This window comes from Streptomyces sp. NPDC001843 (assembly GCF_042891955.1).
GTDB lineage: Bacteria > Actinomycetota > Actinomycetes > Streptomycetales > Streptomycetaceae > Streptomyces.
Genome location: NZ_JBIATQ010000011.1, coordinates 133,930 through 151,846 on the forward strand (window position 1 = coordinate 133,930; position 17,917 = coordinate 151,846).

The 17,917-nt window shown below is 72.8% G+C and carries 16 protein-coding genes and 1 pseudogene; 8 read left to right on the plus strand and 9 right to left on the minus strand.

Annotation, left to right across the window (positions count from 1 at the left end; genetic code table 11):
* Window positions 1-130: 130 nt before the first annotated feature.
* Complete coding sequence (locus ACFYZQ_RS26815) at window positions 131-1,219, minus strand: mechanosensitive ion channel family protein (protein ID WP_389152624.1); 1,089 nt, start codon at window positions 1,217-1,219, stop codon at window positions 131-133.
* Between the two features lie 242 nt (window positions 1,220-1,461).
* The gene (locus ACFYZQ_RS26820; protein ID WP_389152627.1) at window positions 1,462-2,436 is read right to left on the minus strand and encodes a YbhN family protein; all 975 of its coding nucleotides are present in this window, start codon (window positions 2,434-2,436) and stop codon (window positions 1,462-1,464) included.
* 183 nt (window positions 2,437-2,619) lie between these two features.
* On the opposite strand from ACFYZQ_RS26820, the gene ACFYZQ_RS26825 reads away from it, so the two are divergent.
* The 7 genes from ACFYZQ_RS26825 (at window position 2,620) to ACFYZQ_RS26855 (ending at window position 11,127) form a co-directional block, all read left to right on the plus strand.
* Window positions 2,620-4,512 carry an ABC transporter ATP-binding protein gene (locus tag ACFYZQ_RS26825; RefSeq protein ID WP_389153080.1) on the plus strand — a complete coding sequence of 631 codons (1,893 nt, stop codon included), beginning with the start codon at window positions 2,620-2,622 and terminating at the stop codon, window positions 4,510-4,512.
* A 95-nt stretch (window positions 4,513-4,607) separates the two neighbouring features.
* A complete protein-coding gene (locus ACFYZQ_RS26830; RefSeq protein WP_389152629.1) occupies window positions 4,608-5,447 on the plus strand; it encodes a hypothetical protein in 840 nt (279 codons plus the stop codon).
* A 96-nt stretch (window positions 5,448-5,543) separates the two neighbouring features.
* Window positions 5,544-6,113: a 2Fe-2S iron-sulfur cluster-binding protein gene (locus ACFYZQ_RS26835; RefSeq protein ID WP_389152632.1), complete on the plus strand. Its 570-nt coding sequence runs from the start codon at window positions 5,544-5,546 to the stop codon at window positions 6,111-6,113.
* Complete coding sequence (locus ACFYZQ_RS26840; protein WP_389152635.1) at window positions 6,110-7,105, plus strand: FAD binding domain-containing protein; 996 nt, start codon at window positions 6,110-6,112, stop codon at window positions 7,103-7,105. The genes ACFYZQ_RS26835 and ACFYZQ_RS26840 overlap by 4 nt, the downstream gene beginning before the upstream one ends.
* A 24-nt stretch (window positions 7,106-7,129) precedes the next feature.
* A complete protein-coding gene (locus tag ACFYZQ_RS26845; RefSeq protein ID WP_389153083.1) occupies window positions 7,130-9,235 on the plus strand; it encodes a xanthine dehydrogenase family protein molybdopterin-binding subunit in 2,106 nt (701 codons plus the stop codon).
* 105 nt (window positions 9,236-9,340) lie between these two features.
* Window positions 9,341-10,276 (plus strand): ABC transporter ATP-binding protein, encoded by a 936-nt coding sequence (locus tag ACFYZQ_RS26850; RefSeq protein ID WP_389152637.1) that lies wholly within the window; start codon window positions 9,341-9,343, stop codon window positions 10,274-10,276.
* On the plus strand, window positions 10,273-11,127 hold the full coding sequence (locus tag ACFYZQ_RS26855) for an ABC transporter permease (RefSeq protein WP_389152640.1): 855 nt from the start codon (window positions 10,273-10,275) through the stop codon (window positions 11,125-11,127). The genes ACFYZQ_RS26850 and ACFYZQ_RS26855 overlap by 4 nt, the downstream gene beginning before the upstream one ends.
* 17 nt (window positions 11,128-11,144) lie before the next feature.
* Here ACFYZQ_RS26855 and ACFYZQ_RS26860 read toward each other — a convergent pair whose 3' ends face one another.
* Window positions 11,145-11,816, minus strand: a complete 672-nt coding sequence (locus tag ACFYZQ_RS26860) for an FMN-dependent NADH-azoreductase (protein WP_389152643.1) — start codon at window positions 11,814-11,816, stop codon at window positions 11,145-11,147.
* A gap of 117 nt (window positions 11,817-11,933) precedes the next feature.
* Here ACFYZQ_RS26860 and ACFYZQ_RS26865 point away from each other — a divergent pair, with 117 nt between their 5' ends.
* Entirely contained in the window at window positions 11,934-12,860 is a 927-nt protein-coding gene (locus tag ACFYZQ_RS26865; RefSeq protein WP_389152646.1) for a LysR family transcriptional regulator, read from the plus strand.
* Window positions 12,861-12,908: 48 nt separating this feature from the next.
* Here ACFYZQ_RS26865 and ACFYZQ_RS26870 read toward each other — a convergent pair whose 3' ends face one another.
* The 6 genes and pseudogenes from ACFYZQ_RS26870 to ACFYZQ_RS26895 all read right to left on the minus strand — a co-directional run bounded on the left by ACFYZQ_RS26870 (window position 12,909) and on the right by ACFYZQ_RS26895 (window position 17,910).
* Window positions 12,909-13,607 (minus strand): FadR/GntR family transcriptional regulator, encoded by a 699-nt coding sequence (locus tag ACFYZQ_RS26870; protein WP_389152648.1) that lies wholly within the window; start codon window positions 13,605-13,607, stop codon window positions 12,909-12,911.
* Window positions 13,598-14,630, minus strand: a pseudogene (locus tag ACFYZQ_RS26875) (aldo/keto reductase). Before ACFYZQ_RS26875 ends, ACFYZQ_RS26870 begins: the two are co-directional and overlap by 10 nt.
* The gene (locus tag ACFYZQ_RS26880) at window positions 14,627-15,388 is read right to left on the minus strand and encodes an SDR family oxidoreductase (RefSeq protein WP_389152651.1); all 762 of its coding nucleotides are present in this window, start codon (window positions 15,386-15,388) and stop codon (window positions 14,627-14,629) included. Before ACFYZQ_RS26880 ends, ACFYZQ_RS26875 begins: the two are co-directional and overlap by 4 nt.
* Window positions 15,385-16,446, minus strand: coding sequence for a zinc-binding dehydrogenase (locus ACFYZQ_RS26885; protein ID WP_389152654.1), 1,062 nt, complete (start codon window positions 16,444-16,446; stop codon window positions 15,385-15,387). The genes ACFYZQ_RS26880 and ACFYZQ_RS26885 overlap by 4 nt, the downstream gene beginning before the upstream one ends.
* Window positions 16,443-16,583, minus strand: coding sequence for a hypothetical protein (locus tag ACFYZQ_RS26890; protein ID WP_389152657.1), 141 nt, complete (start codon window positions 16,581-16,583; stop codon window positions 16,443-16,445). Before ACFYZQ_RS26890 ends, ACFYZQ_RS26885 begins: the two co-directional genes overlap by 4 nt.
* Window positions 16,576-17,910: an L-fuconate dehydratase gene (locus ACFYZQ_RS26895; protein WP_389152660.1), complete on the minus strand. Its 1,335-nt coding sequence runs from the start codon at window positions 17,908-17,910 to the stop codon at window positions 16,576-16,578. Before ACFYZQ_RS26895 ends, ACFYZQ_RS26890 begins: the two co-directional genes overlap by 8 nt.
* Window positions 17,911-17,917: the final 7 nt, after the last annotated feature.

Genomic DNA, 17,917 nt, shown 5'->3' on the forward strand with positions numbered 1-17,917 from the left:
CAACGTGGGTAGAGGGGCGGGTTGACGAGGCCAGGCGATCACGCCCCGGGGCGGCGGCCCCACACCACCGCCCCTCGAAGCCCAGTAGGAGAATCCGGGCCGCGCTCGACCTCGCACCTTGGACGCGGAGCTAGGAGGCAGTCGTCCCCGACGACACGTCCTCCCCGTTGCGCTGGTGCGGGATGACCACCGAGCCCTGCTGCAGCGCGACCGTCCGGGTGGGGGCGGGGATGCGGATGCCCTCCTCGCGGTAGCGCCGGTGGAGGCGCTTGATGAACTCGTGCTTGATCCGGTACTGGTCGCTGAACTCGCCGACGCCCAGGATGACGGTGAAGCCGATGCGGGAGTCGCCGAAGGTGTGGAAGCGGATCGCGGGCTCGTGGTCCGGGATGGCGCCGGTGACCTCGGTCATCGTCTCGGCGATGACCTCCGTGGTCACCCGCTCGACGTGGTCGAGGTCGCTGTCGTAGCTCACTCCCACCTGCACCAGGATCGTCAGCTGCTGCTCGGGACGGGTGTAGTTGGTCATGTTGCTCTTCGCCAGCTCCCCGTTGGGGACGACGACCAGGTTGTTGGACAGCTGGCGGACCGTCGTCTGGCGCCAGTTGATGTCGACGACGTAGCCCTCCTCGCCGGTGTTCAGCCGGATGTAGTCGCCGGGCTGCACGGTCTTGGAGGCGAGGATGTGGATGCCCGCGAAGAGGTTCGCGAGGGTGTCCTGCAGGGCCAGGGCGACCGCCAGACCGCCCACACCCAGGGCGGTCAGCATGGGCGCTATGGAGATGCCCAGTGTCTGCAGCACCACCAGGAAGCCGATCGCCATGACCAGCACCCGGGTGATGTTGACGAAGATCGTGGCCGAACCGGCGACGCCCGAGCGGGACTGGGTGACGCTCTGCACCAGACCGGCGATCACCCGTGCCGCGGACAGCGTCACCACGAAGATGAGCAGTACCTGGAGGCACTGGTTGGTGTGGTGCTGGACGGTCCGGGTCAGCGGCAGCGCCGCCCCCGCACCGGCCGCGCCCGCCGCGATCGCCGCCCACGGCACCACCGTGCGCAGCGCGTCCACGATCACGTCGTCGCCGCTCCACTTGGTGCGCTTGGCGTGCTTCGCCAGCCAGCGCAGCAGCGTGCGGGAGGAGAAGGCCACCAGCAGGCCCGCCGCCAGGGCGATGCCCGCGAGGATCAGGTCGTCCAGGGTCAGCGCGCGGTTCACCGGTCACCTCCGGGACGGGAAGCTGCGGCGAACGGCGTCGCCGACGGCCCAGTGTGAAGAAGCGTCACGTTGTCACCTGCTCGTTTCAGGGATGTGCGGTCGCGCCGGGCCGGTTGGACGTCGACGACCGGCGCGACTTTTCATCCTGCCGTATCCCGCACGGCAGTTCGCACGCGTGCGGCCCCTCGGAGCGAGAACGAGCCGTGTCGTCCCTCACGACCGGGTGGCGGAAGGGCCCGCCCTCAGATGACCTTCAGCCGTACCAGCGCCCCCAGCGTCAGCGCGCCCGGCACCAGCGGTACCCACACCGTGATGATCCGGTAGGCGAGGACCACCGCGGTGGCGACGGCCGCCGGGCCGCCCACCGCGACCAGGGCGACTATCAGCGCCGCCTCGACGGAACCGATGCCGCCCGGCGTGGGCACGAGGGCCACCGCGGCCGTCGCCGCCAGATACGCCAGCGCCATGTGCGCGACCGGCACCGGCAGCCCCAGCGACTGCCCCACCGCCGCCAGCCCGGCCGCCTGCAGCGCGGGGAACGCCAGCGAGCCGCCCCACAGGGCCAGCGCCCGGCGCGGACGGGCGTGCACCGACCGCGCCTCGCCCAGCGCGGTCCGCAGGAACGAGCACACGGCCCCGCGCAGCCGTCGTACGAGCGTCAGCGCGGCCACTGCCGCCAGCAGCACCACGCCGACGGCCAGCAGCAGCGGGCCCACCGCACCGGCCGGCACCAGGCTGCCCGGTCTGAGCGCGTCGGGGAAGGCGAGCAGCAGCCCGGCCAGCAGGACCAGCCGGCCGACGCACTCCGCCATCATGTACAGCGCGAGGGCGGCCGAGGAGCGGGCGAGCGGCACCCCGCACACGGTCATGAACCGCAGGTTGACGGCGCTCGCGCCGAGCCCGGTCGGCAGCAGGTGGTTGGCCGCGCCGGCCGCGAACTGGGTGGCCAGCAGCCGTCGCTTGGGCAGCGGCTGCACGACCGCGCCCTGCCGGGTGAAGGCGGCGGCGACCCAGGTCAGACAGGTGGCGCCGACCGCCGCGAGAAGCCACGGCCAGGACGCCGTGCGCAGCTGTCCGAAGCCGTCGGCGAGCACGGAACGGTGCCGCACCGCGGCGACGGTGACGAGCAGGAGCGGGAGCAGGCACAGGGCCTGACGGACGGGGACGCGTCGGGGGAGTCGTCCCTGGCGGAGTTCGGGGAGTTGTACCGCTGTCACACCCGAAGAGGGTTTCCGCGCCGTGCCAACGGCGGGTGGCGGAGACGGGGCCGACGGCTTACGGGCGGGAAGCGTCTGAGGGGGAAGCTGCGGGGGAGGGGTCATCGGGTCCTTCGAGCGAGGGGACGACGGGCGGATATTGACCTCAATCCAGCTCGAGGTTCTACGGTCTGTGCCATGAGCATGGAGACCACCGCGTGGACACAGTTGCACAGCGTGATGAACGCGCAAGCGGAACGACGCCCCTTCGACCGCCGGACACTGCGCCGCATCGGGGCGTTCGCCCGCCCGCACCGCCGCCGCATCGCCTGGTTCGTGCTGCTCGGGGTGGTGACCGCGCTGCTCGCCGTCGCGACCCCCGTGCTCGCGGGCCGTGTCGTGGACGCGATCGTGTCGCACGGCGACGAGCGCACGGTCGTACGCCTCGCCGTGCTGATCGCGCTCATCGCGGTCGCCGAGGCCGCCCTCGGGATCCTCGGCAGACGGCTCTCGGCGACGCTCGGGGAGGCGCTCATCCTCGATCTGAGAACGGCTGTGTTCGATCATGTGCAGCGCATGCCGGTCGCGTTCTTCACACGCACTCGTACGGGAGCGCTCGTCTCCCGTCTCAACAACGACGTCATCGGCGCCCAGCGCGCCTTCAGCAACACCCTGTCCGGAGTCGTCAGCAACATCGTCACGCTGCTGCTCACCCTCGCCGTCATGCTCACCCTGTCCTGGCAGATCACCCTGCTCGCGCTGGTGCTGCTGCCGGTGTTCGTGGTGCCCGCCCGCCGGATGGGCAGCCGGATGGCCCGGATGCAGCGGGAGGCCGCCGCCCTCAACGCCGCGATGGGCACCCGGATGACCGAGCGTTTCTCCGCCCCCGGCGCCACCCTGATCAAGCTGTTCGGCCGCCCGGAGGAGGAGTCCGCGGCGTTCATGGACCGCGCCGCGCGGGTGCGGGACATCGGTGTCCGCACGGCCACCGCCCAGTCGGCGTTCATCACCGCCCTGACCCTGGTCTCCTCACTGGCCCTCGCCCTGGTCTACGGACTCGGCGGCTGGTTCGCGCTGCGCGGCCACCTGGAGCCCGGTGCGGTGGTGTCGCTGGCACTGCTGCTGACCAGGCTGTACGCGCCGCTCACCGCGCTCGCCGGGGCCCGCGTCGAGGTGATGTCCGCACTCGTCAGCTTCGAGCGGGTGTTCGAAGTGCTGGACCTGAAGCCGCTCATCGAGGAGAAGCCGGACGCCCGTGAGGTGCCCGAGGGGCCGGTGGCGGTGGAGTTCGACGAAGTCCGCTTCGGCTACCCGTCCGCCGACAAGGTCTCCCTCGCCTCCCTGGAAGAGGTCGCCGCGCTCGACGGCCGCGGCGGCGCCGAGGTGCTGCACGGCGTCACCTTCCGCGCCGAACCCGGGCAGACGGTCGCCCTCGTCGGCTCCTCCGGCGCCGGCAAGTCCACCGTCGCGCAGCTTCTGCCGCGCCTCTACGACGTCGACGAGGGCGCGATCCGCGTCGGCGGCGTCGACATCCGCGACCTGACCGCGGCCTCCCTGCGGGCCACCGTCGGCATGGTCACCCAGGACGGCCACCTCTTCCACGACACCGTCCGCGCCAACCTGCTGCTGGCCCACCCCGGGGCGAGTGACGACGAACTGTGGGACGCGCTCGGCCGCGCCCGCCTCGACGAGGTCGTACGGTCCCTCCCCGACGGTCTGGACACCGTGGTCGGCGAGCGCGGCTACCGTCTCTCCGGCGGCGAGCGGCAGCGCATGACCATCGCCCGGCTGCTGCTGGCCCGGCAGCGCGTCGTCATCCTCGACGAGGCCACCGCCCACCTGGACAACACCTCCGAGGCGGCCGTGCAGGAGGCGCTGACCGAGGCCCTCAGGGACCGCACCGCCCTGGTGATCGCCCACCGGCTGTCCACCGTCCGCGCCGCCGACCTGATCCTGGTCGTCGAGGCCGGGCACATCGTGGAACGCGGTACGCACGAGGAACTCCTGGCCGCCGGCGGCCGGTACGCGCAGTTGTACCGGACCCAGTTCGAGAAGCGGGACACCGAGACCGGGACCGAGGTGGCCGCCGGGGCGTGACCGGCGGCCGGCCGGGCACCCGAGCAGGCGTCAAGTACGGACCTACGCTTGCCCGGGAGGCAGACACCGTGTCGAAAGCGCAGATCGGAAGTGCCGTGGCCACGCTCGTCCTGGCAGCCGGCTTAGCGGCCTGCGGCAGCGAGGACGGCTCCGGGAAGGGCGGCGACGCCAAGGCCGGCGCGAGCGCGACGCCCAAGGCCGAAGCCGTGCAGAACGCCTACCGCAACACCGTGGCCGAGGACACCGCGAAGATGACGGTCAGCAGCAAGGCCGTCGCCGACGGACAGGCCGTCACCGCGCACGGCGCCGGCGTGGTCGACCTGCGCAAGGGCGCCAGCCGGATCACGCTCACCTCACAGGGCACCGAGATCGAGCAGCGCGTCGTCGACGGCGTGGTCTACCAGAAGCCGTCCGGCGGGCAGCGGGCCGAGATCCCGGGCGGCAAGACCTGGATGAAGATCGACCTGGCCCGGCTGAACCGGTCCGGCGCCTCGGGACAGTCCCAGGCCGGCGACCCGGCGGAGCCGTTCCACTACCTCAAGGGAGCCGGCCGCGACGACGTCACCCGGGTCGGCACCCAGACCCTCGACGGCACCCGCACCACCCATTACCGCGTCCCGGTGCCCGTCTCCTCGCTCGCGAAGGACAACCCGCGGCAGGCCGAGGAACTGCGACGGCAGCTCGGGAAGTCCTCCCTGCCGGTGGACCTGTGGCTCGACGACCAGGGCCGTCTGCGGCAGGAGAGCGTACGACTGGCCCTGCACCCCCTGAAGGGCAGGACGCCGGGCAAGGAGAACACCCAGGTGACCAGCACCACCGTCCTGCGGTTCACCGACTTCGGTACCAGGGCGGACGTCGCGGCGCCGCCCGCGTCGGACACCGCGGACGTCACCGACCGGCTGGCGAAGTCGGGCGGGTCCGCACAGACCGGCTGACCCCGGCGCCCCCGGGGTGCCGGAAGGTGTCAGCTGCCGCAGCCTGGATACGCGGTCAACCACGGCAGCACGGCGCGTCCGGAAGGTCTCCACGCCATGGGCAGTGACACGTACAGCGAGAAACAGCACGAGACGGCACCCCCGCCCCCGTACCGCTCCGAGGTCACCCTCCGGGTCAACGGAAAACCCCACACCCTGCTCGTCGACCACCGACGCGCCCTGCTCGACCTGCTGCGCGAGGACCTCGACCTCACCGGCGCCAAGAAGGGCTGCGACCACGGCCAGTGCGGGGCCTGCACGGTCCTGGTCGACGGGCGCCGGGTGAACAGCTGCCTGCTGCTCGCCGTCTGCCTCGACGGCAGCGAGGTGACCACCGTCGAGGGCCTCGCGGGCGACGGGGAGGAACCGCACCCGCTGCAGCGGGCCTTCCTGGACCGCGACGCCTTCCAGTGCGGGTACTGCACACCGGGCCAGATCTGCTCCGCCCTGGGTGTCCTCGCCGAGGCCGCGGCCGGCCACCCCTCGCACGTCACCGACCCGGCGGCCCCCTCCGGCCGCCCCGTCCCGCTGGACCGGGCCGAGATCAGCGAGCGTCTCAGCGGCAACCTCTGCCGCTGCGGGGCCTACCCGCGCATCGTCGACGCCGTGGAGGACGTGAACCGGTGAAGCCCTTCGGATACGTACGGGCCCGCAGCGTCGAGGAAGCGGCCGAGGCGTACGCCGCGCACCCCGGCGCCCAGTACCTCGGCGGCGGCACCAACCTCGTGGACCTGATGAAGCTCGGCGTGGCCCGGCCTGCCGTCCTGGTCGACGTCAGCCGGCTGCCCCTGGACACGGTCGAAGAGCTCGACGACGGCTCCCTGCGCGTCGGCGCCACCGTCCGCAACAGCGACCTCGCCGCCCACCCGCTGGTCCGCGACCGCTACCCCGCACTGTCCCAGGCCCTGGTCGCGGGAGCCTCCGGCCAGCTGCGCAACGCCGCCACCACCGGCGGCAACCTGCTGCAGCGCACCCGCTGCCCCTATTTCCAGGACCTGTCCAAGCCCTGCAACAAACGCGCTCCCGGCACCGGCTGCGGCGCCCGCGACGGCGTGCACCGCGACCACGCGGTCCTCGGCCACTCCCCGCAGTGCATCGCCACCCACCCCTCCGACATGGCCGTCGCCCTGGCCGCCCTCGACGCCCGAGTCGAGCTGTACGGGACCGAGGGCACCCGCAGCGTTCCGGTGGCCGAATTCCACCGGCTGCCCGGCGACCACCCCGAGCGGGACACCGAGATCCGGCCCGGCGAACTGATCACCGGTGTGGTCCTGCCGGCCGCCACCGCCGGGGCGCCCTCCGCCTACCGCAAGGCGCGCGACCGGGCCTCTTACGCCTTCGCCCTCGCCTCCGTCGCCGTCCTGCTGCGGGTGCGGGACGGCAGGGTCACGCAGGTCGGCCTGGCCTTCGGCGGCCTCGCGCACCGGCCGTGGCGGGCCCGGCTGGCGGAGGAGGCCCTGCTGGGGGCCGCCGCCACCCCGCCCGCCTTCGAAGGCGCCGTCGACCTCGAACTCGACGCCGCCGAGCCGCTGCGCGACAACGCCTACAAGGTGCCCCTCGCCCACAACCTCGCCCTGGACGTCCTGAACCGGCTCGCGCCGACGCCCGTAGGGAGCTGAACCGGTATGCCACAGGAGGACACCATGGCCCGCACCGGCACCGCCCTGGGCGCCCCGGTCGAGCGCCGGGAAGGCCGGGAGAAGGTCACCGGCCAGGCCCGCTACGCCGCCGAACACCACCTGCCCGGCCGCACCCACGCCTGGCCCGTGCCCGCCGCCGTGGCCCGCGGCCGGGTCACCGCGATCGACGACGCCGCCGCCCGCGAGGTCCCGGGCGTCCTGGCCGTGCTCACCCACGAGAACGCACCCCGGCTCGCCGAACCGGAGGACGCCACCCTGGCCGTGCTGCAGAACCCCCGGGTGCCGCACCGCGGCTGGTTCGTCGCCCTGGTCGTCGCGGACAGCCTGGAGGCGGCCCGCACCGGCGCCCGGGCGGTCCGGGTCACGTACGCCGCCGAGGAGCACGACGTCACCCTCCGGCCGGAGCACCCAGGCGCCTACGAACCCCAGGAGGCCAACGGCCAGCCCGCCCGCACCGAACACGGCCACCCCGACGGTGCCTTCGCGGCCGCCCCGGTCCGGGTGGACACCGAGTACCGGGTGCCGCCCCTGCACAACCACCCCATGGAGCCGCACGCCACCACCGCGCACTGGGACCGGGCCCGCGACCGCCTCACCCTGTACACCTCCAGCCAGGGCGGCACCACCGTCCGCTCGGTGCTCGCCGGGATGTTCGACATGCCGGAGGACCACGTCACCGTCGTCTCCGAACACGTCGGCGGGGGTTTCGGCTCCAAGGGCACCCCGCGACCCGACGTCGTCCTCGCCGCCCTGGCCGCACGCCACACCGGCCGCCCCGTGACCGTCAACCTCCCGCGCAAGTACCTGGCGGCCGTGGTCGGCCACCGCGCCCCCACCCTGCACCGGCTGCGCCTGGGCGCCACCGCCGACGGCCGCCTGACCACCCTGCTGCACGAGGTGACCACGTACACCTCCCGCGTACGGGAATTCGTGGAGTCGGCGGCGGTCCCGGCCCGGTTCATGTACGCCGCCCCCCATATGCTCACCGCCCACCGGGTGGTCCCGCTGGACGTGCCCGGCCCGTCCTGGATGCGCGCCCCCGGCGAGGCGCCCGGCATGTACGCCCTGGAGTCCGCGATGGACGAGCTCGCCGACGCGCTCGGCGAGGACCCGGTGGAGCTGCGGATCCGCAACGAACCGGACGCCGAGCCCCACAGCGGCAAGCCGTTCAGCAGCCGGCACCTCGTTCAGTGCCTGCGCGAGGGCGCCCGCCGCTTCGACTGGGCCCACCGCGACCCGCACTCCGGGGCCCGCGCCGAGGGCCCGCTGCTCATCGGCACGGGCGTGGCCGCGGCGACCTACCCCGTCGTGGTCTTCCCGTCCACCGCCGCGGCCCACGCGCTGCCCGACGGAACGTTCCTGGTGCGGGTGAACGCCGCCGACATCGGCACCGGCGCCCGCACCGTCCTCGCGCAGGTCGCGGCCGACGCCCTCCAGGTGCCGCTCGACCGGGTGCGCACCGAGGTCGGCAACAGCGACCTGCCGTCCGCCTCGCTGGCCGGCGGCTCCTCCGGCACCGCCTCCTGGGGCTGGGCCGTGCACGAGGCGTGCACCCGGCTCGCCGAGCGCCTGGCCGGCCACACCGGGCCGCTGCCCGGCACCGGCCTGGTCGAGCGGGCCGACACCACCGGCCGGGCCGACGCCGACAGTCCGTACGCCCGCCACGCCTTCGGCGCCCACTTCGCCGAGGTCACCGTGGACACCGTCACCGGCGAGGTGAGGGTGCGCCGGCTGCTCGGCGTCTACGCCGCCGGGCGGATCCTCAATGCCCGCACCGCCCGCTCCCAGTTCGTCGGCGGCATGACCATGGGACTCGGCATGGCGCTGACCGAGGGCAGCACCATGGACCCCGCCTTCGGCGACTTCACCGAGTCCGACCTCGCCTCCTACCACGTGCCCGCAAACGCCGACGTCCCCGACATCGAGGCCCACTGGATCGAGGAGGACGACCCCCACCTCAACCCCATGGGCAGCAAGGGCATCGGCGAGATCGGCATCGTCGGCACCGCCGCCGCCATCGGCAACGCCGTCCACCACGCCACCGGCGTCCGCTTCCGCGAACTGCCCCTCACCCCGGACCGTGTGCTGACCGGCCTCGCCGGGGTGTGACCTCGCCGGGCGTGACACCGCCCGCCTACCCCGGTTTGCGGCCGCACGGCACCTGGCGTTGCGTTGGACCGGAAGGATCCGACAGTCCGGCGCGAGGGAGCGGCGATGATCGAGGCGCGGCAGCTGACGAAGCGGTACGGGGAGAAGACGGCGGTCGACCGGCTGGACTTCACCGTCAGGCCGGGCACCGTCACCGGCTTCCTGGGCCCCAACGGCGCGGGCAAGTCCACCACCATGCGCATGATCGTCGGCCTGGACGCACCCACCGGTGGCAGCGTGACCGTGAACGGCAGGCGGTACGCCGAGCACCGGGCGCCGCTGCAGGAGGTCGGCACCCTGCTGGAGGCCAGGTCCGTCCATCCGGGCCGCTCCGCGTTCGCCCACCTGATGGCGCAGGCCCATACCCACGGCATCCCACGCCGCCGGGTGGAGGAGGTCGTCGAGCTCACCGGTCTGCGGTCCGTGGCCAGGCGGCGCGCCGGCTCCTTCTCGCTCGGCATGGGCCAGCGCCTGGGCATCGCCGCGGCCCTGCTGGGCGACCCCGCCACCCTCATGCTCGACGAGCCGGTCAACGGGCTCGACCCCGAAGGCGTGCGCTGGATCCGCAACCTGCTCACCCGGCTCGCCTCCGAGGGCCGTACCGTCTTCGTCTCCTCACACCTGATGAGCGAGATGGCGCAGGTCGCCGACCATCTGATCGTCATCGGCCGGGGCCGCCTGCTGGCCGACACCACGGTGCGGGACCTGGTACGCCAGGTAGGGGGCGACACCGTGACGGTCGCCTCCGACCGGGCGAACCGCCTGCGCGAGATCCTCTCCGGCCCCGGAGTCGAGATCACCGGCGCGGTCGGCTCCGAGGAACTGCAGGTGACCGGCCTGTCGGCGCGTGCCATCGGCCGCAGGGCCGCCGAGCACGGCATCCCGTTGTACGAGCTCAGCTCCAGGACCGTCTCCCTCGAACAGGCGTTCATGGAGCTGACCGGCGACGCCATCGAATACCACGGCACCACCACCGTCGAGACCCCCCGGAGCGCCGCATGAGCCAGACCACCCTGAACGGGAGTCCGACGCCCGCACCGGCACCCGCCCACGTGCCGCGCCCCCCGTACAAGGTCACCGCGCGCCGCGTGCTGCGCTCGGAGTGGGCCAAACTGTGGTCCCTGCGCTCCACCTGGATCACCCTGGGCCTGGGCCTGCTCTTCCTCCTGGGCTTCGGCGTGATCGCCGCCGTGCACTATCACGCCGACTCCACCTCGGGCAGACAGATGCGCCCCTACGACGCCCACGCCACCGCCTTGAGCCTGTCCCTCTTCGGCACCAACTTCGCCCAGCTCGCCCTGGGCGTCCTGGGCGTGCTGGCCACCGCCGGCGAGTACTCCACGGGCACGATCCGCTCGACCCTCGCCGCGGTCCCGCGCCGCCTGCCGGTGCTGTGGTCGAAGGCCGCCGTGCTCGGCCTGGTCGCCCTGCTCGTCGCCACCGCCGGCGTGTTCGCCGCCTTCCCGATCGGCGCCGGCGTGGTCTCCGGCACACCGGCGGCCCTGTCGCTCTCCCACCCGGGTGTCGTACGCAGCCTGCTGGGCGCCGGCCTCTACCTCGGCCTGGTCACCGTGATCGGTGTTGCCCTGGGCGCGCTGCTGCGCTCCGTCGCCGGCGCCATCGCCGTCCTGATCGCCTCGCTGATGCTGGTGCCCGGCCTGGTCTCACTGCTGCCCAGTTCCTGGCAGGACGACATCAGCGAGTTCCTGCCCAGCAACGCCGGTGCGTCGCTGTTCGCGCTGACCCACGACCCGACGAGCCTGCCGCCCGCCGCCGGGCTCCTGGTCCTCCTCGGCTGGACCGCGCTGGCCCTCACGGGCGCCGCGTACCGCCTGCTGCGCACCGACGCCTGAGGTGCCGCCACGACCCGTCACGCACCGCCGAGATCGCGGGCGCCGTCGAGCGCCGCCTCGTAGGAGGTGGCCGCGACGTCCTTCAGGTGCGCGAGCCGGGGCACGTGCGCCGACTTGGTGAGCTCCGCGTGCAGGAAGGTCAGGTCGGAGGCGAGACCCACCATGCCGAGGGCCGCCCTCAGGTACGGCTCCTGGTGGTCGCAGTGGTGGCGGGGCGTGCCGGGACCGTAGGCGCCGCCGCGCGCGGAGGCCACCACGACCCTCTTGCCGGACAGCGGGCCCTCGCCGGAGACCGGGTCGACGATCAGCGGCGGGATCAGAACACGGTCGAACCACGCCTTGAACGTCGAGGACACCGAGAAGTTGTGCATGGGGACGCCGAGCAGGATGGTGTCGGCCGCGAGAAGCTCCTCGACCAGCGGCCAGGTCACCGCCCAACTCGCCTTCTCCTCGGGCGACGCCGCGGCCTCCCGGGCCGCCGCGAGGTCGCGCACGCCCTGCGCCTCCAGGCGGTGCATGACCTGGATCTGCGCGTCGTCGATGTGCGGGACGGGCGAGGCGGCCAGGTCGCGGTAGACGTACGCCGCCTCGGGGTCGGCCTTCCGCCAGGCCTCCGCGAACTCGCCGGAGATCCGGCGGGAGATCGAGCCCTTGCGAGGGCTGGAGTCGAGGTGGAGGAGTGTGGGCATGGAGGAAACCCCTTGCGTGGAGGGTGCGTCGGACGGGAGCGACTCCATTGAAAGCACCGCGTCGGCCGTTGTCCCGTAATCTGGCGTGATACTTCCTGACCGGACGCGTTAGCGAGGGTGACGGTGCTGGACGTGCGGAAACTCGTACTGCTGCGCGAGGTAGGGGCCCGGGGATCGATCGCCGCGGCGGCGCAGGCGCTCAACTACACGCGTTCGGCGGTCTCCCAGCAGTTGTCCGCCCTGGAGGCGGAGACCGGCACCGCGCTCCTGGACCGGGGCAGCAGGCGAGCCGAACTCACCGCCTCCGGGCGGTTGCTCGTGGAGCACACGGAGCGGATCCTCGCCGCACTCGAGACGGCCCAGGCGCACCTCCTCGCCCGGGAGGACGGCAAGGTCACCGGCGAACTGCGGGTCGGTGTGCCGCTGCACGAGGGACCGGCGCTGCTGGTGCCGGCGCTGAACCGGCTGCGCGAACGGCATCCGGAGCTGCGCATCACCCTCCACGGGGTGGATCCCGACGAGGGCCGTCGGACGGTCCGCCTCGGACAGCTCGACGCCGTCCTGGCCACCGGCTATCCGCAGGTACCCGAGCCCGCGGTGCCGGGCCTGTACGAGGAGGAGGTGATCAGCGACCGCATCCGTCTCGTCATCGCGCCCGGCCATCCGCTTGCCCGGGCGGAAGGGACGCGCACCCTCGCCGAGTTCGCGCAGGAGCCGTGGCTGCTGGACCGCACGTCCAGGCTCGGGAAACTGGCCCTGCACCTGTGTGCCGACGCCGGTTTCGTCCCCGACGTCGTCTCCGACATCGCGGACATGCAGGCGGTCCTCGCACTGGTGTCGCTGGGCTGGGGCGTCGCGTTGGCGCCCGACCTGGTTCCCGGCCGTCCGGGCCACCCGGTCGCCCGCGTCACCCTGGAGGGAATCCGGCCCGTCCGCAGGATCACCCTCGTCGTGCGCGAGGGCTCCCTGGACAGCCCACCGGTGGCCGCCCTGCTCCCCACCGTCCGAGAGGCGGCCGACGATCTGCGCCGCGCTCAGGCGTGAACCAAAACATCCCTTGACGGTGGGCGTGAGCGATCGAGACGGCCGGGATCACAGGGTGTCGTTCGAACGCAGATGTTCCCTCAGCCACTGCTCGGTGGTGCTCACGTGCAGCAGCGCGGCGGCCTGGCTCAGGGCGGCGTCGCGGTGGGACAGCGCCCTGAAGATCGCTTCGTGTTCGGCCAGGGTGCGGCCCGCGGCCTGGTCGTCGACCAGACCGCGCCAGATGCGGGCGCGCAGTGTGCGCCCGGAGATGCCCTCGAGGAGCGTGAGGAGGGTCTCGTTCCCGGTGGCCGAGATGACGGCTCGGTGGAAGGCCGCGTCATGGGCGTTGAGCCGTTCGACGTCGTCACGGGCCTCGCGCATGGCGTCCAAGTGCTTTTTGACCTCGGCCAGTTGGTCGTCCGAGATCCGGGTGGCGGCCAGTGCCGTGGCGACCGGTTCGAGGAGGCGCCGAGTCTCCATGAGGTCCTGCAGGGCGGCGGAGTCACCCTGCAGCAGTTCCACCGCTCCGCCGAGCCCCTCCAGGAGGAGGCTCGGCTGAAGACTGGTCACATATGTTCCGTCGCCCCGGCGGACCTCCAGGACCCGCGCGACGGCCAGCGCCTTGACCGCCTCACGGGCGAGGTTGCGGGACAGGCCCAGTTGGGCGGCCAGGTCCGGCTCCGGTGGGAGCTTCGACCCCGGAGGCAGCGCCCCGGTGCTGATCAGCTCACGGATCTGCTCGATCGCCCTGTCCGTCAAAGACACCGCGAACCCCTTTCCCGCGCGTTCGCCGTCGGCACGTCAGCCCTGATCAGCCCGTGGGCACGAAGATCGTCCCAGAGGCCTTGGGGGATGTGCTGACGGTGGAGTTCCACGTTTCGTACGACCTGCTCCGCATTCCGCATACCGAGGGTGACATTGATGATACTTGGATGCGTGTACGGGAAGGCGATCGCGGCGGCCGGCAGGGTCGTGCCGTGCGCCTCGCAGATCTCGGCGAGCGCCAGGGCGGGCGACCAGAGCCGGCGGGGCGTCCCGGTAGTCGTACTTCATGCCCTCGGCGGGCCGGTCCCGGGAGAGCAGCCCCGAGTTGAACACGCCGACGGCCACCACGCTCTTGCCCGACTCCTGGGCCGCGGGCAGCACGTCGTCCAGCGCCGACTGGTCGAGGAGCGTGTAGCGCCCGGCGAGCATCACGACGTCGGCGGCGGTCTCGCGCAGGAAGCGGGCCGCCATGGCCGACTGGTTCATGCCGGTGCCGATCGCGCCGATCACCCCCAGGACGCGCAGTTCCGCCAGGGCGGGCATGGCCTCCCCGGCGGCCTGCTCCCAGTGGTCGTCGGGATCGTGCAGACAGACGACGTCGAGGCGGTCCAGACTCATGCGCTCCAAGGTCTCCTCGATGGAGCGCAGCACCCCGTCGCGGCTGAAGTCCCACTGTCTGCGTAGATCGTCCCGTACCACGAAACCCTGGTCGTCGCTGCCGCGAGGCCGCTCGTTGGGCACGAGCAGCCGGCCGGCCTTCGAGGAGACGACGTACCCCGCACGCGGCCGGCGCCGCAGTGCCGCGCCCAGGCGCCGCTCGGACAGGCCGAGGCCGTAGTGCGGTGCCGTGTCGAAGTACCGGATGCCGGCCTCCCACGCCGCCTCGACAGCGGTCTCCGCGTCGCGGGGAGGGATGGCTTCGTAGAGGTTGCCGATGCCGGAGGCGCCGAAGCCGAGCGCGGTGAGCTCGACAGGGGTGTCGCCGATCCTCCGGCGCGCGACGGGCCGACGCCTCACGGTCATCTGCCCAGCCACCCGCCGTCGACGGGCAGGACCGTGCCGTGGACGTAGGCGGCGGCGTCCGAGGCCAGGAAGACGGCGGCACCCGAGAGGTCGTCGGCGCTGCCCCAGCGGCCCGCCGGGATACGGTCCAGGATCGCCTTGCTGCGGACCGGGTCGTCCCGCAGCGCCCGGGTGTTGTCGGTGGCGATGTATCCCGGGGCGATGGCGTTGACGTTGACCCCGTGCGGGGCCCACTCGTTGGCCAGTGCCTTGGTGAGACCGGCGATGCCGTGCTTGGCGGCCGTGTAGCCGGGCACGGTGATGCCGCCCTGGAAACTGAGCAGCGACGCGGTGAAAACGACCTTTCCTTGTCCGCGGGCCACCATCGTCGCGCCCACGGCACGGGTGAGCGCGAACTGGGCGCTGAGGTTCACCTGGAGGACCAACTCCCAGTCTGAGTCGGGGTGTTCGGCGGCCGGTGCGCGCCGGATCGTGCCCGCGTTGTTGACCAGGATGTCCACCGGACGCTCCCGGCCGGCCAGATCGGCGCCCAGGTCGCGCACGGCCCGCGGGTCGGCGAAGTCGGTGCGGATCGCCTCGAAGGAGCGTCCCGCGCCGACGACGTCCTTCTCCACGTCGCTGCCGGACGCCTCCAGCGAGGCGCTGACCCCGATGACGTCGGCGCCGGCTTCGGCGAGCGCGCGCGCGATGGCCCGCCCGATGCCACGGCGGGCGCCGGTGACGACGGCCAGCCTGCCGGTGAGGTCGAAGGCGTTCATACGGCGGCTCCCCGCACCTCGGTGGTTCCCTGGGCCCCGTCGGCGCAGTCCACCAGGATCTTCATCACGTCGCCGCCGCCCTCCAGAGCCCGGAACGCGGCCGGTGCCTCGGCCAGCGGCACGACCTTGCTGATCAGCCGGTCGGCGGGGACGGTGCCGTCGGCGACCAGTGCCACGGCCCGCTCGAAGTCGGCACGGTCGTACAACCGGGCGCCGACGAGGGTGAGTTCGCGCCAGAAGAAGCGGTGCAGGTCGACCTCCCGTGGCCGGGGGTGGATGGCCACCAGGCACAACCGGCCGCGTACGCCCAGCACCTCGACCGCGGTCGCCACGCCGCCCGCGGCGCCGGACACCTCGAAGGCGACGTCCGCACCGGCGTCGCCGGTCCACCGCCGCAGCAGCGCGGGCATGTCGTCGGCGGCGGGATCCCAGGTGCTCAGGCCCAGTTCCTCGGCGAGCAACCGCCGGTACGGGCTCGGCTCCACGACCCGGACCTCGGCTCCGGCCGCCCGTGCGACGAGCGCGATGAGGACGCCGACCGGGCCGCCGCCGACCACGACGACCCGCTCGCCGTCCCGCACTCCTGCCCGGCCCACGTCGTGCACGGCCACGGCGGTGGGTTCCACGAGGGCGGCGCGGTCCAGTCGGAGGGACGTCGGCAGCCGGACGAGCGTGGCGGCGGGCACGGTCCAGCGCTGCTGCATCGCGCCGGGGGAGTCGATGCCGATGAAGTCGAGCTTCCCGCAGATGTGCCGGTGGCCGGCCCGGCAGGCGGGGCACGTGCCGTCCCAGCGCAGCGGCATCACGGTCACCGCGTCGCCCGGTCGCCAGCCCTCCACGTCCGGTCCGACGCGCACGATCCGGCCGGACATCTCGTGCCCGAGCACGGCCGGTGCGCTGACCCGGGCGTCCATGTCGCCGTGGAAGATGTGCAGGTCGGTGCCGCAGATGCCGACGTAGGCGGGAGCCAGTTCGACCTCGCCGGGGCCGGGCGGTGAGGTGTCGACGGGTGCCGTGTCCAGGGTTCGCGCGGCGGTGTAGCGCACTGCGAGTGTCATCGTGGGGTCAGGGTCCCTTCCGCGCGGACACCGATGGTCAGCGGCAGGTTGTCGTGGGTACGGATGCCGGCGGTCACGACGGCCGGCGCCGGGTCGGGGGACCGGGCGGCGTCGCAGGGGTACGGCACGTCAGACACGGGCGGACCAGACAGGGCCGTCGGGGTACGTGTACTCCTTCAGGGACTCCGGGTGCATCTGCGCGCCGAGCCCGGGCACGGTCGGGGCGAGGTAGTGGCCGTCGGCGATGCGCACCGGGTCGACGAAGTGCTCGTGCAGGTGGTCGACGTACTCGATGACCCGGTTCTCGAGGGTGCCGGACACGGCGACGTAGTCGAACATCGACAGGTGCTGCACCATCTCGCACAGACCGACACCACCGGCGTGCGGGCAGACCGGCACCCCGAACTTCGCGGCGAGCAGCAGGATCGCGATGTTCTCGCTGACGCCGCCGACCCGCGCGGAGTCGATCTGCACGATGTCGACCGCGCCGGCCTGGAGGAGCTGCTTGAAGACGACCCGGTTGGCGACGTGTTCGCCGGTGGCGACCTTGACGGGGCTGACGGCCTTGCGGACGGCGGCATGGCCGAGGATGTCGTCGGGGGAGGTGGGCTCCTCGATCCAGTACGGGTCGTACGGGGCCAGCGCCCGCACCCAGTCGATCGCGGGGCCGACGTCCCAGCGCTGGTTGGCGTCGACCGCGATGCGGATGCCGTCGCCGACGGTCTCGCGTGCCACACGCATGCGCCGTACGTCGTCCTCCAGGGACGCGCCGACCTTCAGCTTGATCTGGGTGAAACCGTCGGCGACGGCCTCGCGGGCCAGGCGGGCCAGCTTCTCGTCGGAGTAACCGAGCCAGCCGGGGGTGGTGGTGTAGGCGGGGTAGCCGTGCTCCAGCAGACGGTCGGTACGCTCCTGCCGGCCCGGTTCGGCGCGGCGCAGGATCCGCAGCGCCTCCTCGGGGGTGAGCGCGTCACTGAGCCAGCGGAAGTCGACCTGCGCGACGATCTCCTCAGGTGACATCTCGCCGAGGAAGCGCCAGACGGGCTTGCCCGCACGCTTCGCGGCCAGGTCCCAGGCGGCGTTGACGACCGCCCCCGTGGCCATGTGGATGGCGCCCTTCTCCGGGCCCAGCCAGCGCAGTTGGGGATCGTGGACGAGGCCGCGCGAGAAAGCCCCCAGGTCGGCGCAGACCTCCTCCACGGACAGGCCGACCACATGCGGGGCGAGCGTGGCGATGGCGGCGGCCTGCGCGTCGTTGCCGCGTCCGGTCGTGAAGGCGAGCGCGTGCCCCTCCAGCCCGTCGGTGGCGTCGGTGCGCAGCACGACGTAGGCGGCCGAGTAGTCGGGTTCGGGGTTCATCGCGTCCGAGCCGTCCAGGTGCTCGGAGGTCGGGAAGCGTACGTCGAGGACGTCCAGGGCGGTGATGCGAGCGGATGTCGGTGGCGGGGACACAGCGGAGGACATGGCGACT

Excerpts from the sequence above, each read along its gene's own strand:
- ACFYZQ_RS26885 (WP_389152654.1), bottom strand. The coding sequence starts at position 16,446 with ATGACACTCGCAGTGCGCTACACCGCCGCGCGAACCCTGGACACGGCA.
- ACFYZQ_RS26845 (WP_389153083.1), top strand. The coding sequence starts at position 7,130 with ATGGCCCGCACCGGCACCGCCCTGGGCGCCCCGGTCGAGCGCCGGGAA.
- ACFYZQ_RS26855 (WP_389152640.1), top strand. The coding sequence starts at position 10,273 with ATGAGCCAGACCACCCTGAACGGGAGTCCGACGCCCGCACCGGCACCC.
- ACFYZQ_RS26880 (WP_389152651.1), bottom strand. The coding sequence starts at position 15,388 with ATGAACGCCTTCGACCTCACCGGCAGGCTGGCCGTCGTCACCGGCGCC.
- ACFYZQ_RS26895 (WP_389152660.1), bottom strand. The coding sequence starts at position 17,910 with ATGTCCTCCGCTGTGTCCCCGCCACCGACATCCGCTCGCATCACCGCC.
- ACFYZQ_RS26825 (WP_389153080.1), top strand. The coding sequence starts at position 2,620 with ATGGAGACCACCGCGTGGACACAGTTGCACAGCGTGATGAACGCGCAA.
- ACFYZQ_RS26850 (WP_389152637.1), top strand. The coding sequence starts at position 9,341 with ATGATCGAGGCGCGGCAGCTGACGAAGCGGTACGGGGAGAAGACGGCG.
- ACFYZQ_RS26835 (WP_389152632.1), top strand. The coding sequence starts at position 5,544 with ATGGGCAGTGACACGTACAGCGAGAAACAGCACGAGACGGCACCCCCG.
- ACFYZQ_RS26860 (WP_389152643.1), bottom strand. The coding sequence starts at position 11,816 with ATGCCCACACTCCTCCACCTCGACTCCAGCCCTCGCAAGGGCTCGATC.